Source organism: Brevibacterium luteolum (assembly GCF_025147615.1).
In the GTDB taxonomy this organism is placed as follows: domain Bacteria; phylum Actinomycetota; class Actinomycetes; order Actinomycetales; family Brevibacteriaceae; genus Brevibacterium; species Brevibacterium luteolum.
The window spans coordinates 20,321-34,934 of sequence record NZ_JALXPM010000031.1; the positions used below are offsets into that span (position 1 = coordinate 20,321).

Annotated in this window: 15 protein-coding genes; 8 read left to right on the forward strand and 7 right to left on the reverse strand. The window is 68.5% G+C overall.

Annotated features, from left to right (window positions below; translation table 11 throughout):
• Positions 1-25 precede the first annotated feature (25 nt).
• Positions 26-577, forward strand: coding sequence for a hypothetical protein (locus tag M3C25_RS08920; RefSeq protein WP_259835204.1), 552 nt, complete (start codon positions 26-28; stop codon positions 575-577).
• A 44-nt stretch (positions 578-621) separates the two neighbouring features.
• On the opposite strand, the gene M3C25_RS08925 is transcribed toward M3C25_RS08920, so the two are convergent.
• Positions 622-1,260 (reverse strand): O-methyltransferase, encoded by a 639-nt coding sequence (locus M3C25_RS08925; protein WP_175294511.1) that lies wholly within the window; start codon positions 1,258-1,260, stop codon positions 622-624.
• 125 nt (positions 1,261-1,385) lie between these two features.
• Between M3C25_RS08925 and M3C25_RS08930 the strand changes: the two genes are divergently transcribed.
• Positions 1,386-1,808, forward strand: a complete 423-nt coding sequence (locus M3C25_RS08930; protein WP_254698240.1) for a twin-arginine translocase TatA/TatE family subunit — start codon at positions 1,386-1,388, stop codon at positions 1,806-1,808.
• A gap of 67 nt (positions 1,809-1,875) precedes the next feature.
• On the opposite strand, the gene M3C25_RS08935 is transcribed toward M3C25_RS08930, so the two are convergent.
• The gene (locus M3C25_RS08935) at positions 1,876-3,003 is read right to left on the reverse strand and encodes an Mrp/NBP35 family ATP-binding protein (protein ID WP_259855996.1); all 1,128 of its coding nucleotides are present in this window, start codon (positions 3,001-3,003) and stop codon (positions 1,876-1,878) included.
• Positions 3,004-3,188: 185 nt separating this feature from the next.
• Between M3C25_RS08935 and M3C25_RS08940 the strand changes: the two genes are divergently transcribed.
• Together M3C25_RS08940 and M3C25_RS08945 are read left to right on the forward strand one after the other, a co-directional pair.
• Entirely contained in the window at positions 3,189-3,536 is a 348-nt protein-coding gene (locus tag M3C25_RS08940; protein ID WP_259855998.1) for a hypothetical protein, read from the forward strand.
• 67 nt (positions 3,537-3,603) lie between these two features.
• The gene (locus M3C25_RS08945; RefSeq protein ID WP_175294515.1) at positions 3,604-4,077 is read left to right on the forward strand and encodes a general stress protein; all 474 of its coding nucleotides are present in this window, start codon (positions 3,604-3,606) and stop codon (positions 4,075-4,077) included.
• A gap of 30 nt (positions 4,078-4,107) precedes the next feature.
• Here M3C25_RS08945 and M3C25_RS08950 read toward each other — a convergent pair whose 3' ends face one another.
• Positions 4,108-5,217, reverse strand: a complete 1,110-nt coding sequence (locus M3C25_RS08950) for a P1 family peptidase (RefSeq protein ID WP_259856000.1) — start codon at positions 5,215-5,217, stop codon at positions 4,108-4,110.
• Positions 5,218-5,219: 2 nt separating this feature from the next.
• On the reverse strand, positions 5,220-6,791 hold the full coding sequence (locus M3C25_RS08955) for an aminopeptidase P family protein (protein ID WP_259835230.1): 1,572 nt from the start codon (positions 6,789-6,791) through the stop codon (positions 5,220-5,222).
• Positions 6,792-6,859: 68 nt separating this feature from the next.
• Between M3C25_RS08955 and M3C25_RS08960 the strand changes: the two genes are divergently transcribed.
• The gene (locus M3C25_RS08960; protein ID WP_259845083.1) at positions 6,860-7,711 is read left to right on the forward strand and encodes a PHP domain-containing protein; all 852 of its coding nucleotides are present in this window, start codon (positions 6,860-6,862) and stop codon (positions 7,709-7,711) included.
• 3 nt (positions 7,712-7,714) lie between these two features.
• Here M3C25_RS08960 and M3C25_RS08965 read toward each other — a convergent pair whose 3' ends face one another.
• Entirely contained in the window at positions 7,715-9,277 is a 1,563-nt protein-coding gene (locus M3C25_RS08965; protein ID WP_375545112.1) for a DEAD/DEAH box helicase, read from the reverse strand.
• On the opposite strand from M3C25_RS08965, the gene M3C25_RS08970 reads away from it, so the two are divergent.
• Complete coding sequence (locus M3C25_RS08970; protein WP_259845081.1) at positions 9,276-9,908, forward strand: ferritin-like fold-containing protein; 633 nt, start codon at positions 9,276-9,278, stop codon at positions 9,906-9,908. The genes M3C25_RS08965 and M3C25_RS08970 overlap by 2 nt on opposite strands.
• Before the next feature lie 59 nt (positions 9,909-9,967).
• Here the strand turns inward: M3C25_RS08970 and M3C25_RS08975 are convergent, their stop codons facing one another.
• Positions 9,968-10,192 (reverse strand): DUF3107 domain-containing protein, encoded by a 225-nt coding sequence (locus M3C25_RS08975; protein ID WP_191725839.1) that lies wholly within the window; start codon positions 10,190-10,192, stop codon positions 9,968-9,970.
• 2 nt (positions 10,193-10,194) lie between these two features.
• Positions 10,195-10,884 carry a TetR/AcrR family transcriptional regulator gene (locus M3C25_RS08980; protein WP_102162701.1) on the reverse strand — a complete coding sequence of 230 codons (690 nt, stop codon included), beginning with the start codon at positions 10,882-10,884 and terminating at the stop codon, positions 10,195-10,197.
• A 151-nt stretch (positions 10,885-11,035) separates the two neighbouring features.
• On the opposite strand from M3C25_RS08980, the gene M3C25_RS08985 reads away from it, so the two are divergent.
• Both M3C25_RS08985 and M3C25_RS08990 read left to right on the forward strand, forming a co-directional pair.
• Positions 11,036-14,380: a UrvD/REP family ATP-dependent DNA helicase gene (locus M3C25_RS08985; protein ID WP_259845080.1), complete on the forward strand. Its 3,345-nt coding sequence runs from the start codon at positions 11,036-11,038 to the stop codon at positions 14,378-14,380.
• Positions 14,377-14,614 (forward strand): UvrD-helicase domain-containing protein (locus M3C25_RS08990; RefSeq protein ID WP_259856002.1); only part of this gene is annotated, 238 nt, incomplete at its 3' end. The genes M3C25_RS08985 and M3C25_RS08990, both read left to right, overlap by 4 nt.

Here is a 14,614-nt window from a genome sequence, read left to right on the forward strand (position 1 = left end):
GCCCGAGAACAGAGAGGCACCGGACGTGGACACGTATGAGATCGAAGCGAAGCGGCAGCGGCTGGCCGAGGCGATCCTCGCCGCGGGCGGCGCCGACCTGTCGGCTGCGCTCGAGTTCGCCGCGCACATGTCGATCACCGACGTCGTCGAGGCGCTGCAGCGCAAAGAGCCGAATCTTCTGTTCGACCATTCCGAGCTCTGCGACATCTTCATCCGAGCCTGGCTGGACCAGCTGCCCCCGCTTGAGCGGTTCGCCGCCACAGCTGAGGTCAGCGGGCTGTACACGACGGGCATGGTGTGGCTGGCCCATGCTGAGGATCGCAGCGTCGAGCGGACCCTCCGGTTTGCCGCCGAGGCGGTGACCGAGATGGGTGCGCGCATTGCAGGGGAGGGGGTTCTGGCCGGCACCCCCGACACCAGCTTCGGGCCGAAGTTCGCGCGCAAGCTCACGGCGTTGGCCGACGGTCCGGTCGCTGACCTCTGCGCCGAGCTGGTCGCCTGCGCCGATGAGCTGCGCGAGCTGCAGCGGCTCGAAGATGAGCTCGAGGCGCGGGAAGAAAGCCGCGCGCAACCCTGACCCGGTGCTCAGCCGCCACCGGCGACCGAACTCCCGCCCGAGCCTCACTGTCCCAGGCGCCGGAGCACGAGCAGGCCGGCATCGATGGGGATCATGAGCCGTTCGATGTCGGTGCGGGCTTCGATGTCGGAGAGCACGGTGCGCATCACCTGGGTGCGCGGGGCACGGTTGGCCGGCTTGGCCACCGCATCGCCGAGCAGCGCCTGGTTGATGATGAGCAGTCCGTCGGCGCTGAGCCGTTCGATCGCCAGCGGCACGAGCCGTGGGTATGTCAGCGGCTCGGAGTCGAGGAACACGAGATCGTAGCCGCCGGGTGCGAGCCGGGCGAGGACGTCTTCGCCGCGGCCGTGGATCATGCGCACGCAGTGCGGGCGGATCCGTGCGGCACCGAGCAGCTCGCGGGCCACAGCCTGCCTGTCGGCGTCGACGTCGATGCTCGTGAGCACTCCGCCTGCGGGCATGCCGCGCATGATCGCCAGCGTGCCGGTCCCGGTTCCGGTGCCGACCTCCAGCGCGCTCGCCGGCTTCGCCAGCTGGGTGAGCAGGCGCAGCAGGCCTGCGGTGTTGGCCGACAGCGGGGTGACGGCGTAATCAGCGGCGATGGTGCGGGCGGCGTCGAAGACGGCGTCGGCAGGGTTGTAGCGTTCGGCGTATTGCGCGTTGATCGCCCAGTCGCGGCTCATACGTTCCTTCCTGCTGACAGCGGATCGCGGACCGGCAGAAGACGTGGAAAGCGCCGGCGATCCGTGCCCTCAGTGTAGCCCGGAGCAGCCGTGAGACCCCTGAGCGCACTGCTAGAATGAGGGCCATGTTCGGGATCAACGGCACGGAGATGCTCATCATCATCATCGTTGCCCTCCTTGTCATCGGCCCGCAGCGGCTACCCGAATACGCCGAGCAGCTCAAGGAGTTCGTCAAGCTGCTCAAGCGCCGCGCTGACGAAGCCAAGGGCAGCCTGCGTCGTGACTTCGCCGAGGACCTGCCCGATGTCGACTGGAAGACCCTCGACCCGCGTCAGTACGACCCGCGCCGGATTGTGCGCGAGGCGCTGCAGGAGGAGTCCCAGGCTCAGGCGTCTTCCGGTTCGCGGAGTTCAACGGGCAGCACGGCTGCCGGTTCCAGCTCAGACGAGGCAGCGGCCGCGCAGCTGAGTCCCGTCCAGCGCTACCGCGCCCAGGTCGCTCTGCGCGACGCCGAGGCGGCCCCGCCCTTCGACCCGGAAGCCACCTGAACCAGACCCAGGTTGCGGTCAGACCGGCAGGGGTCGATCAGGCGATGTCTGATGGGGCAGGGGTCGATCAGGCAGGGGAGAGGCCGAGTGATCGGCCGGCGAGTCCGCGCGAGCGCGTCGCCAGCTGCTGAGCCACCGCCCGCAGAGCCGTTGAGGCTGGTGAGTCGGGGGCTGCCAGCACGGCAGGAGTGCCCTCATCTCCGCCGGTGCGCACGGGCGGATCGAGCGGGATCTGGCCGAGCAGCGGCACCTGACCACCGGTGATCTGAGTGAGGTTCTTCGCCACTGACTCTCCGCCGCCGGAGCCGAAGACGTCCATCCGGGTGCCGTCGGGCATCTCCATCCACGACATGTTCTCAATGACGCCGGTGACCTGCTGTTGGGTCTGCGTTGAGACCGACCCGGCACGCTCAGCGACTTGTGCGGCTGCCTGCTGTGGGGTGGTGACGACGAGCAGCTCGGAGCGCGGCAGCAGCTGGGCGACTGAGATCGCGATATCGCCTGTGCCCGGCGGCAGATCGAGGAGCAGCACGTCGAGATCGCCCCAGAACACGTCGGTGAGGAACTGCTGGAGAGCCCGGTGCAGCATCGGTCCGCGCCACACGACGGCCTGACCGGGCTGGACGAACATGCCGATTGAGATGACCTTCACGCCGTGGGCGACCTGCGGCAGGATCATCTCATCGACCTTCGTCGGCTTGCCGGAAACTCCCAGCATGCCCGGGATCGAGAATCCGTAGATGTCGGCGTCGATGACGCCGACGCGCAGCCCTTCGGCAGCGAGCGCCACGGCGAGGTTGGCGGTGATCGAGGACTTGCCGACTCCGCCCTTGCCGGAGGCGACCGCGTAGATGCGGGTGAGTGAGTTCGGCTTGTTGAACGGGATCTCGCGGTTGGCACCGGGCCCCTGCAGCTTCTCGCGCATCGCCTGCCGCTGCTCAGGGGTCATAGTGCCCAGGGTGACCGTCACGCCGGTGACGCCGTCGACCTTCGCAACCGCCGCCTCGGTGTCGCGGGTGATGGTGTCCTTGAGCGGGCAGCCGGCGATGGTCAGCAGCACGGTGACGGCGACATGTCCGTCATCGGCGACGGCGATGTCGTCGACCATGTCGAGTTCGACGATGCTGCGGCGGATCTCCGGATCGAGCACAGTGGCAAGGGCGGCGCGGACGGCATCAACGGTGGGGGCGGTCATATGCGCTCTGAGGGTTCCTTCCAGCAGTCCTGAGATCGCGGGCGATTCCAGCGTACTCCATTCGCTGCCGCCTGCAGCTGTGCGATATCCGACTCGTCTCTGTGACCGGTTCAAAACCCGGCGTGGACGTGGTGGACCCGACCCCGCTGCCGTGATCCAGTCCCCATCTCAACGGAGTCACTCTCATGCCCGCTGAGCCCCGCATCGTCGCCACCCGGATCTTCGAGACCGACACTGGTGGTCTCACCCTGCACTTCAGCGACACCACAGCTGACATCCCAACGTGTCGCTACGACCTCATCGACGAGACCGGGGTGGTCACCGACTCGATGGAGGTCTACGGGGAGGACTCAGTGCAGGCGCTGCTGTTCGCGATCACCGCCGCCGGTGATTACCTGCAGCGCTTCGTGCCCTCTGCCTCATTCCTCGGGCTGGGAACCCACGGTCTGCTGACAACCGACCTCAGTGCTGCCGACCAGTGGCGGGCACACGTCGTCCTGCCGGCCGGTGAGGTCGACCTGCCCCCAGACTGATGGTGCACACCCGGCAACCCGGCAACCCGGCACCCATGTGAGCCGGTGACTAGTCCATACTGGAGGTATGGCTTCCAGACGACCGGTCACCCAGATCCCGCACGGCGAAGTGCTCGGCTCCTACCGCACGCATGAGGATGCGCAGAAGGCGGTCAGGTTCCTCGCTGAAAAGGACTTCGACGTGTCCTCACTGACGATCGTCGGCTCCAATCTCAAGATCGTCGAACCGGTCACCGGGATGCTCACCTGGGCAGCCGCAGCCGGCCGCGGAGCGCTGTCCGGAGCCTGGATCGGAATGCTCTTCGGCCTGGTGTTCATGCTGCTCGGCGGCGGCACCGACGCGTCCCTGACCACCGGGGCGCTGCTGCCGGGCATCGTCATCGGCGTGGGCCTGGGCATGATCTGGGGGATTGCGATCAAGGCGATCAACCGCAAGCAGAGTGCCGTGATGTCCAGCCCGCAGGTGCTGGCGACGACCTATGACATCATCTGCCCGCCCGGCGTCGTGAACGAGGCGCAGGCGATCCTCGCCACCCGCTGAGACACGGAGCAGAACAGCCGCAGGGGTTCGTCAGTCGAGTGACTGCCAGGCAGCCGCGAGCTGCGGGCACACCGTGCGCAGCGGGGGAGGAGAAGCCGGGAGCGGCGCACCCTCGGCATAGTCGCCAGCGGAGACGACCGCATCGACGATCGCTGCCGAGAGCACATCCGCGGCCGCGATATTCAGCTGCGCGAGCACCATCGTGTCATCCGCCTCACCCGGCGCACCGGCTGACCAAGTCAGCGGTGCCGCACCCGTGGCTGCGGCGAAGACCGTATCACCGTCGAAGAGCGTATGCGAGGGGTGGATCGCCCGCGCCAGCCCGGCATGAGCCGACTGCGCCAGCCGGTGAGCCTGCGCGGCATCGAGTCGGGCGTCGGTGACCACCGCGGCGATCGTCGTGTTCCGCGCCGGAGGCGGGCTGCCGGCAGTTTGCGCCGCCAGTGCTGCGAACCGCTCCCGCAGCGCGGCAGAGTCGTCTGCCGGCACGTCGATGCCGTAGCCCGCGAACACCTCGGCAGCATGCAGCCGGCCGGTCGGCGCGATGACGGTGCCCATCGGATTGGCGACAGCGATCGCTGCCACCCGGTGGCCGGTATCGGTGTCGATGACAGCCGAACCGAGGCCGCCGCGCAGCAGCCCGCGCCCGGTCCACGCACCGATCCCACCGCCGGCAGACCCGCGCACCACCGCCTCGGGCCCGGTCGCCCGGTCGGCATAGGCGGCCTGCCCGGTCTCGATCGTCGGCGGCAGGCAGGGCGCGCCGCCGCGGCCAAGGTCGAAGATCCCAGCCGCGGGCACGAGCGGGACGGTCACACCAGCTAGCCCGGGGGCGGGGAACCCGCGCCCGTCAGCGGCCAGACCGGCCTGCACGCCGTGGGCTGCGGCCAGCCCGTAGGCGCTGCCGCCGGTGAGTACGATCGCATCGCATCCGGTGGTCAGCGTGCCCGGAGCCAACAGCTCGGTCTCGTGACTGGCCGGCCCGCCGCCGCGCACATCGACCCCGCCGGTCGTGCCGGCAGGCAGGATGAGGGCAGTCGTGCCGGTCAGCGCACCGGCAGCGGAGTCGATGAGGCCGGCGTGGCCGAGTTCGACACCGTCGATCTCGCAGACCCCGCCGCCGCGGCGCAGCATCGACATGCTCAGCGGCCCTGCTGGACCCAGGCTTCGACTTCGGCGCGGGTGCGCGGGAAGTCAGCCGAGAGGTTCTCGACCCCGTCCTCGGTCACGAGCACGTCGTCTTCGATGCGCACACCGATGCCGCGGTACTCCTCGGGGATGAGCTGGTCCTCGGCTTTGAAGTACAGGCCCGGTTCGATCGTGAAGACCATGCCCGGCTTGAGTTCGGCACCCAGGTACATCTCCGCGCGCGCCTGCGCGCAGTCATGCACGTCGAGGCCGAGGTGGTGGCTGGTGCCGTGGACCATCCACCGGCGGTGCTGCTGGCCCTCAGGGGAGAGCGACTCCTCGGCGCTGACCGGCAGCAGACCCCACTCTTCGAGGCGGTGGGCGATGACGTTCATCGCCGCATCGTGGACCTCAGCGAAGATCACCGGGCGCTGGGCGTGCTCGGCGGCCACGGCGAAGGCGGCGTCAGCGGCTTCGAGGACGGCGTCGTAGATCTTGCCCTGCACCTCGGAGAAGGTGCCGTTGATCGGCAGGGTGCGGGTGATGTCGGCGGTGTAGAGGGAGTCGGCCTCTGCGCCGGCGTCGACGAGGATGAGATCGCCGTCGCGGACCTCACCGGTGTTCTTGATCCAGTGCAGGGTGCAGGCGTGGTTGCCGGCAGCGGCGATCGTGTCGTAGCCGACGCCGTTGCCGTCGGTGCGGGCAGCGGATTCGAAGGCCGTCTCGATGACGCGCTCGCCGCGGTGGTGGACGATCGCCTCCTTGAGCGAGGTGATGACATTGTCGAAACCAGACCGGGTGATCTCAACAGCGTGGCGCATCTGGCTGATCTCGTAGTCGTCCTTGATGAGGCGCAGCTCGGAGAGGAACTGAGCCATCTCGGCATCGCCTGCCTGCGAGATCTCCAGGTCGGCTTCGACCTCGGCGCGGGCGGCATCGACCCGCGCGTCGAGTGCCTCATCGGCACCGCGGACCAGGCGCAGCGAGGTGGCGTTCAGGTCCCGGCAGATGGCCTCTTCCGCGTGGTTGATGTCAGCACAGCGGATGCCGGTCTTGATCGCCATCGTCTCCAGGTCCTCACGCGGGCCGACCCAGTACTCGCCGTAGCGGGCATCGGAGAAGAACTCCTCGGTGTCGGCACCGGCACGCGGGCGGAAGTAGAAGGTCGACTCGTGGCCGTCGTCGGTGGGCTCCATGACGAGCACCGAATCGGGTTCGAGGTCCGAGTGCAGGCCGGTGAGGTGGATGAACGCCGAGTGGGCGCGGAAGCGGTAGTCGGTGTCGTTCGAGCGGACCTTGAGCCCGCCTGCGGGGATGACGAGGCGTTCGCCGGGGAAGGCCTCGGACAGGGCCTGACGGCGGGCGCCGGTGTAGGCGGCCGAGGCGAAGGGCTCGACATTGTCCTCACTCGTGCGGTCCCAGCCGGAGGCGACGAAGTCGCGGAAGGCCTGCGACTGGGGGCGGCGGGAGCGGTTGTTCACTCGGTCTGACAGGGGCTGGTCGGGGGAGTCGGTGCCGGTGGCGGCACCGGATTCAGCGGCTGAGGGGCTGGTGGTCTGCGCGTTGTGGTCAGAGTCCTGAGTCATCATGCGGCCATTCTAGTCACGGCCCACCGGCGGGGGAGGAATCGTGGTGATCGTCCTATGATCGACTCATGATCATCGACCTGCACACCCATTCGACCGTCTCTGACGGCACCCAGAGCCCGGCAGAGCTCATGGCCGAGGCGGCGGCCTGCGGCGTCGATGTCATCGGCCTGACCGACCACGACACGACCGGCGGATGGGCAGAGGCGACCGAGGCGGTCACGCGGCTGGGCATCGGGCTGGTGCCGGGCATGGAGATCTCGTGCCGGTATGAGGGCATCAGCGTCCACCTGCTCAGCTACCTCCACGATCCCGGCAGCACCGAGCTGGCCGCCACCGTCGGGGCTGCCCGCACCGACCGGGAGGGCCGGGCGCGGGAGATCGTCGCCCGCCTGGCAGAGGACTACCCGCTCAGCTGGGCCGATATCGAGGCCGTGTGCGAACCAGGGGCGACGATCGGCCGGCCGCACATCGCCGATGCGCTTGTGCGGGCCGGGATCGTCACCGACCGCACCGCGGCCTTCTCCGAGCTGCTCTCAACCCGCTCGAAGTACTACGTCACCCTGCCGACGGTCAGCCCGATCGATGCGATCCGCATGGTGAGCGAGGCCGGCGGGGTGTCGGTCTACGCCCACCCCCGGGCGCGGATGCGCGGTCGGGTCGTGCCCGATGCCGGGATGCGCGAGATGATCGCCGCCGGCCTTGACGGCATCGAAGTCGACCACCGCGACAACCCGGTGGATGAACGCGCTGAGCTGCGGCGCATCGCAGCAGCCCATGATCTCATCGTCACCGGCTCCTCGGACTACCACGGAGCCGGCAAGCCGAACCTGCTGGCAGAGAACACGACGGCCCCGGAGATGCTCGCCCGCATTGTGCGGGCGGCCTCCGGGGCCAGTCCTGTCGGTCTCAGCCTCTAGGCATCAGTTCTGCGCAGCCGGCTGCTCGGCATTCGAGCGGCGGCGGCGACGGCGCCGCCGCGGAGCGGAGTCGCCTGAGGCCTGCTCCGGCTTCGAGGTGTTCGTGTTCGCGCCCTCACCGGAGTTCTCACCCGAGCGCCCGCCGCGGGTGCGGCGGCGCTGACGGCGCTCGCCATTGCGGCCCTCCTGCCGGTTCCGGTCACCGGAGCGGCCGCCATCACGGCCACCGCGGCCACCGCCTCGGCGGCGGTCACGACCCTCATCGGCAGGCTTGGCGCCCTTGATCCGGCCCTTCGTGCCCTTCGGGATGTTGAGATCCTCGAAGAAGTGCGGGGAGGTCGAGTAGGTCTCGACCGGCTCGTCGAAGTCGAGGCCGAGCTGGCGGTTGATGAGCTTCCAGCGCGGGACATCGTCCCAGTCGACGAAGGTGACCGCGATGCCGGACTCGCCGGCACGGCCGGTGCGCCCGATGCGGTGGACGTAGGTCTTCTCGTCATCGGGGCACTGGTAGTTGATGACGTGGGTGACGTTGGAGATGTCGATGCCGCGGGCGGCTACGTCGGTGGCCACGAGCACGTCGACGGTGCCGTCGCGGAAGGCCTTGAGGTAGCGCTCGCGCATCTGCTGCGGCAGGTCGCCGTGCATCGGCTTGGCGTTCATGCCGCGGTCGCCGAGCTCCTCGGCCAGCCGGTCGGCGGTGCGCTTGGTGCGGGCGAAGATGATCGTCCGGCCCCGGCCCTCGGCCTGCAGCATGCGGGCGACCATCTCGGTCTTGTCCATCGCGTGGGCGCGGTAGATGTACTGGGTGGTGTTCTTCGCCGTCTGGGTCGTGTCATCCGGGTCCTGGGAGCGGATGTGGGTCGGCTGGATCATGTAGCGGCGGGCCATCGAGATGACCGCGCCGGGCATCGTCGCCGAGAACAGCATCGTCTGCCGCTGGGCGGGCAGGTGGGAGATGATCTTCTCGACATCGGGCAGGAAGCCGAGGTCGAGCATCTCGTCGGCCTCGTCGAGCACGGCGGTGCGCACGCCGCTCAGGCGCAGGATGCGCCGGCCGACGAGGTCGAGGAGGCGTCCGGGGGTGCCGACGACCACCTCGGCGCCGGATTCGAGCGCCTTGATCTGGGGTTCGAAGTCCTTGCCGCCGTAGATGGTGACAACGGAGATGTTGCGGCGGGTCGAGGCGGCTTCGAGGTCGCCTGCGACCTGCTGGGCCAGCTCACGGGTCGGCACGACGACGAGCGCCTGCGGGATCCGGTCGGCCGGCGCGCCGTCCTCATCGGGGCCGATGACGCGCTCGAGCAGCGGGATGCCGAAGCCGAGGGTCTTGCCGGTGCCGGTCTTGGCCTGGCCGATGATGTCGGCGCCGGTCAGGGCGACCGGCAGGGTCATCGCCTGGATGGGGAAGGGGTGCACGATGCCCTTGTCGGCAAGCGCATCGGCGATCGGGGCTGACACACCAAGGTCAGCGAAAGTCTGTTCAGTTGTGGTCACGTTCTTCTCCTCACAGTGCTCCTTCGAGGAGCACGCGTTCACGTCTGAGTGAGGCGGTAGGCTATGGGGCATGCCCCAATCCTCGTCAGCTGCCTCGACTCCGGTGACAACCCTTGCCGTCATCGCCCACGGTCAGCTCACCGCTTTCGAACGGTCAGCCACCGATGCGCAGTACGCGCCCACCATGCAGGACAGAGTGGATCTTGCGACTGTCGCCGGGCATTCCCTGGACAATTTCTCGCGTCTGGCCGCTCGCATCGGCGAGCTCGGCGAAGACACGACGGCGCAGATGCAGCATGTGCAGCAGGCCTACAGCGAGCTGCGGGACCGCACCGCACCCCATGACTGGCACGAAAGCCTGATGAAGGGCTATGTGCTCGACGGGATCATGCACGACTTCTATCGTGCGGTGCTCACCGGCCTCGACGAGGAGAGCCGGCAGGTTGCCACCGCTGTCCTCGATGATACACGCCAGGCCGCGTATCTCCGCACTCGGCTGGCGGCGGCGATCGAGGAGGATCCCTCGCTGTCGTCGCGTCTGGCGCTGTGGGGACGGAAGCTGGTGGCTGATTCGATGGGTCGCGGCAGGCGGCTCATCCGCCGCTACCACGCTGCTGAGACGCAGGAGGCGGAAGCGCAGATGGTGCAGCAGGCGATGACGGCTCACTCGAGGCGGATGAGCGCGCTCGGCCTGGTGGCCTGAGCGCGCTCATCGATGTGCCGGCAGGTGCCGCCGGCGAGGCTGTCAGCTGGCGTGCGGACTCAGGAGAGCCCGAAGCCGACCGGGTGCTGCTGGGCGCTGCCGGTCTCGACATAGGCCAGTGCTGCTGCCGGGACGATGACCTTGCGGCCTTTCTCGTCGGCAAGCACGAAGGTCGAACCCGAGGACAGCGCCTCGTCGACCTGCTGGGTGATCTCCTCAGCGGTGGCCTCGGTTTCGATGACGAGTTCGCGCGGGGCCTGGCGGACGCCGATCTTGACTTCCATACTCACTCCTTGTGATCCGGGTTCGGGTGGGGCAACCCTGGATAGTCTACGTCCCACGGACGCGCTTCGGCCGAACCGTCCGGACCCGGTGGGGCGACCTCGTCGACGCGCGGCATCGACGTCAGCCCCCGGTAGGTCATGAATGCCATGAGCCGGGCACTCGAGCGCGGGTCCATCGACTCGGATTCGACCACCTGGCTGGCGGCCTTCTCCGCGATCCCGACGACGCCCTGCGCCAGCAGCAGCGCCTCGTCGAGAGTCGCATAGGTGTAGCGGGTGATGAGCTCGGCGATCTGGCTGGCGATCCGGCGCCGGACCGCGTCGGCCCGGCGCACCGCCTCGGGCTCGTAGCTGTCAGCGCAGAAGAGCACGATGAACTCGTTGCGGTTCTCGCTGACGAAGGTGAAGAAGGCGCTGAACGTGCTGTAGACGCGCTCCTCGTTGTTCTCCGTGGCCTGCAGCGCACTGCGGACGGAGGCGTCGAAGGTGGCCGCAGCCGCGTCGATGGCGGCAAGGTACAGGTCCTTCTTGGAGGTGAAGTGCTGGTAGAGGACCGGTTTGGACACCCCAGCGGCCTCGGCGACGTCGTCCATCGACGTCGTGTGGTAACCGGAGTCTGCGAACATGGCGGTTGCTACGCCGATGAGCTGTTCGCGGCGCTGCTCACGCGGCATGCGCTGTGTCGGAACCATGGCCACATCCTATCCGCGGTGGTGGTGTCGAATCGGTCGGTATGTTCACCTATTTATATAACAGGCGTGCGTTTGCCCGCGCGGCAGGGGCAGGCGCGGGCGCTGCCGGCACGAACCGGGCGATGTCCGTGGCCTGTGCTTCAATGAAGCCATGGTCGCAACGGGAGATGAGCACACACCGCACACCACCAGGGATGGAGCCGGTCACGCCTCCGAGTTGGGTGCCGTCATCGAGCGGTGCGTACGTGAGCTGCGAGACACTCATTCTGGGTGCAATATCACAGTCATCGGAGCGCCGGGAACCGGGAAGACGACGCTTGTCTGCACGGTGTTCGAACAGCTTTCCGCAACACCGGGCGTCGGCGCCGACGACATCCTCGTGCTCACTCCCAACCGCGACCATGCCACGCTGCTGCGCGACCGCCTCGGGCCCGGCCGCGATGGGATCCGGTCGGCACCTGCCGCACGCAGCATCCACTCCTTCGCCTTCGGACTCGTCAGTGCGCTCAGCGGTGCCACCGAGGGCCGGCAGTCGCGGTTCATCTCCGGTGCCGAACAGGATGCGTTCCTTGCTGACATGCTCGACGGATACGAATCCGGGCTCATTCCCGCGCCTGCCTGGCCGGAGCACCTGAGCGCCGAGGTGCGGGCGACCCGCGGTTTCCGCGACCAGCTGCGCGAAGCACTCAACGAAGTCATGGCCCGCACGCTCGACCCCGCCGAAGTGTTCGCAGCCGCCGCGGCCCACGGACGAGGGGAGTGGGAGGTGCTGGCTGTCATGATGCGCGAGTACCTGGAGCTCAACTCGTTCCCCGGCTTCAGCGGCGTCGACACCGCCAGTGTGCTCACCGAGGCGACGAGCATCCTCCTCGAGCAGGACGCCCGCGGAGTCCGGGCTGGCAGCCACTGGGACTTCTCGGTCCCCGGCCGCCCTGCCAGCGAACAGCCGGGCCAGCCGGTGCCGCGCTTCGTCCTCGTCGATGCGGGCCAGGATCTGCCCGATGGTGCGCTGTCGGTGCTGCAGTGCCTGGTGGCCTTGGGCTGCCGGATCCTGCTGACCGCCTCACCGGATACGACGACCCAGGCGTTCCGTGGGGCGACCGGCCTGCTGCTGCGGCACGCCGCCCGCCAGGAGACCACCGGCGGGGCGCTCGCCGGGCCCGGCGGCAGCCTCGTGCTCACCCTCGACCCGCTCGATCCGGCCTGCCGCGGTGCCGGTGCATTGGCGCATATGTGGCACGGTTTCGCTTCCGCGATGTCGGCCGAACAGGCCTACGGTCACCTGCCGATTCCCGACCGCACAGCAGAAGCAGTCGCAGAACCCGGTGAGCCGGGAGAAAGCGCACCAGCGGAGTTCACTGTGTTCCCCAGCGCTGCCGAACGCACTCGCGGGATCGCCCGGACACTCAGGCGCTGGCATCATGAGGCTGGCCTGGACTGGGCGGAGTGCGCGGTGCTGTGCCGCACCGCCGGCACGGCGACCGCGCTGCGCCAGGAGCTCGAGCACCTGGGCATCCCGGTCGCCGGCAGCAGCATGTCGCTGGCGGCCGATCCGGCCACCGCCCCGCTGCTGCGTCTGCTCGACCTCGACAGCGATGACGACATCGCCGTCGAAGCCGTCGCCCGCGAGCTGCTCACCGGCGTCTACGGCGGTGTCGACGCGCTGGCCGTGCGCGGTCTCGAACGCGAACTCGCCGTCCTCACCGGCAGCGCCGACAACGCGCTGCTCACCGCCTTGCGCAGCTATCCTGCCGAACAGCTGCCCAGCGAGCTGGCGATGGTCCACCGGCTGCTGAGCACCGCTGCCGAGGTGCGCGGCACCGATCCGCACACGGCACTGTGGCAGCTGTGGGAGACCTCCGGTGCGGCCCGTCGCTGGGAGCCGGTCGCCGCATCCCAGCCGACGCACCCGCTCAACGACCGTCTCGATGCCGTCATCCGGCTCATGACGCTGGCCGAACGCTACAGCGGCCGCGATGCGATGCCCGCTCACAGCTTCGCGCTCAAGGTCCTCGAACAGGACTTCGCTCAGGACTCACTTGCCCGCCAGCATCACGGCGACATGGTCATCGTCGACTCACCGGCCGGTGTCGCCCACCTCGACTTCACTGCCGTCATCGTCGCCGATGTCAACGACGGCCAGTGGCCCAACCCGAAGATCCGCGGTTCGATCTTCGACACCGCCGATCTCTGCGACGCCCTCGACGGGCGCCTGCCAGCCGGAACCCCGGAGACCGACAGCGCCACCGCCCAGGCGGCCCGGTTTGCGCAGCGGCGCCGCGGGGTCATCCGCGATGAGGCCCGGCTGCTGCTCGCCGCGCTGTCCCGGGCCCGCACCCACCTGCTCATCACCGCCCTCGATGACGGCGAGTCGAGCCCCAGCGGCTTCTTCACGCTCCTGCGCCCGGACCCCGATGATGGTGCAGACCACGCCGATGCAGTGTCGACCGCCCAAGCCACCGATGTCGAACCTGCTGCTGAGCTTGCCACCCAGCAGCTGAGCATCCGGTCGATCGCAGCCCACGCCCGCCACCGCTTCGAAACAGCGGACACGGCTGAGGAACAGCAGCAGTGGGCGCAGCTGCTCGCAGCACTCGCACGCGCATATGTGAGTGAGGCAGACACGGCGACATGGCAGCGCTGGTACGAACGCAGCTCACAGGACCCGATCCGGGCAGCAGACGAGATCGTCACCCTCAGCCCGTCGACGATGGAGACGTTCGCGACCTGCCCACTGCAGTGGTTCCTCTCCCGGCACGCCGGGGACACTGCGGCCACACAGGCGCAGACCACCGGCACGCTCATCCACGAGCTCGCCGAGGAGTTTCCCGACGGTGACCTGCTGGGCATGCAGCAGGCGTTCGAAGAGAAGTTCGCCCAGCTCGAGTTCGACGCCGAGTGGGAACGCGAACGCGAATACGACGCGATCGCCGGCATGGTCGACAACCTCAGCACCTACCTGCGCGCGCGCCGCAGCGAGGGCACCCTCGTGGGCGTCGAAGCCAGCGTCAGCGCCGTTGAGAATGATCCCGAGCAGGGCGGTCCGTGGCAGATCCGCGGCCGGATCGACCGCATCGAGCAGCTCGCCGACGGACGCGGCCTGTATGTCATCGACTTCAAAACCGGCAAGAACCCGACACCGCACAAGGAGATGCCTGAGCACCCGCAGCTGGGCACCTACCAGGCAGCCCTCGCTCACCCGAGCGGGACGGTTGAACTTGCCGACGGCAGCCAGGTGCACGGCACACCAGCTGGAGCCGAACTTGTGTTCCTGCGCAATCAGAAGCCCAGCACCCGTGAGCAGCCTGCCCTGCAGACAGACGAGCACAGCCCTGACGGATACAGCTGGGCCGGCCGGATGGTCGTCGAGACCGCCCGCCAGATGCGCTCGGCGCACTTCCCAGCCACCCCGTCCCCGGATGCCTGCCGGTTCTGCCCGGTGCGCAGCTCATGCCCGGCCGTGATGGACAGCGACAACGAGGAGGCACGCGCATGAAAGCGCAGTACAGTGCTGCCGCACTCGCCGAGATCGTCGGAGTGCACCCGCCGACCGAGGAACAGGCGAAGATCATCGAAGCCGAACTCGAACCGACCGTCATCATCGCCGGTGCGGGCTCCGGCAAGACAGAGACGCTTGCGCTGCGCGTGCTGTGGCTGATTGCCAACGGTTACGCTGACCCGCAGCGCATCCTCGGCCTGACATTCACACGCAAAGCCGTCGGAGAGCTGA

What these genes read in the sequence shown, in the direction of transcription:
- M3C25_RS08925 (WP_175294511.1), bottom strand. Translation starts at nt 1,260, where the DNA reads ATGAGCCGCGACTGGGCGATCAACGCGCAATACGCCGAACGCTACAAC.
- M3C25_RS08930 (WP_254698240.1), top strand. Translation starts at nt 1,386, where the DNA reads ATGTTCGGGATCAACGGCACGGAGATGCTCATCATCATCATCGTTGCC.
- M3C25_RS08935 (WP_259855996.1), bottom strand. Translation starts at nt 3,003, where the DNA reads ATGACCGCCCCCACCGTTGATGCCGTCCGCGCCGCCCTTGCCACTGTG.
- M3C25_RS08940 (WP_259855998.1), top strand. Translation starts at nt 3,189, where the DNA reads ATGCCCGCTGAGCCCCGCATCGTCGCCACCCGGATCTTCGAGACCGAC.
- M3C25_RS08945 (WP_175294515.1), top strand. Translation starts at nt 3,604, where the DNA reads ATGGCTTCCAGACGACCGGTCACCCAGATCCCGCACGGCGAAGTGCTC.
- M3C25_RS08950 (WP_259856000.1), bottom strand. Translation starts at nt 5,217, where the DNA reads ATGTCGATGCTGCGCCGCGGCGGCGGGGTCTGCGAGATCGACGGTGTC.
- M3C25_RS08955 (WP_259835230.1), bottom strand. Translation starts at nt 6,791, where the DNA reads ATGACTCAGGACTCTGACCACAACGCGCAGACCACCAGCCCCTCAGCC.
- M3C25_RS08960 (WP_259845083.1), top strand. Translation starts at nt 6,860, where the DNA reads ATGATCATCGACCTGCACACCCATTCGACCGTCTCTGACGGCACCCAG.
- M3C25_RS08970 (WP_259845081.1), top strand. Translation starts at nt 9,276, where the DNA reads ATGCCCCAATCCTCGTCAGCTGCCTCGACTCCGGTGACAACCCTTGCC.
- M3C25_RS08965 (WP_375545112.1), bottom strand. Translation starts at nt 9,277, where the DNA reads ATGCCCCATAGCCTACCGCCTCACTCAGACGTGAACGCGTGCTCCTCG.
- M3C25_RS08975 (WP_191725839.1), bottom strand. Translation starts at nt 10,192, where the DNA reads ATGGAAGTCAAGATCGGCGTCCGCCAGGCCCCGCGCGAACTCGTCATC.
- M3C25_RS08980 (WP_102162701.1), bottom strand. Translation starts at nt 10,884, where the DNA reads ATGGTTCCGACACAGCGCATGCCGCGTGAGCAGCGCCGCGAACAGCTC.
- M3C25_RS08985 (WP_259845080.1), top strand. Translation starts at nt 11,036, where the DNA reads ATGGTCGCAACGGGAGATGAGCACACACCGCACACCACCAGGGATGGA.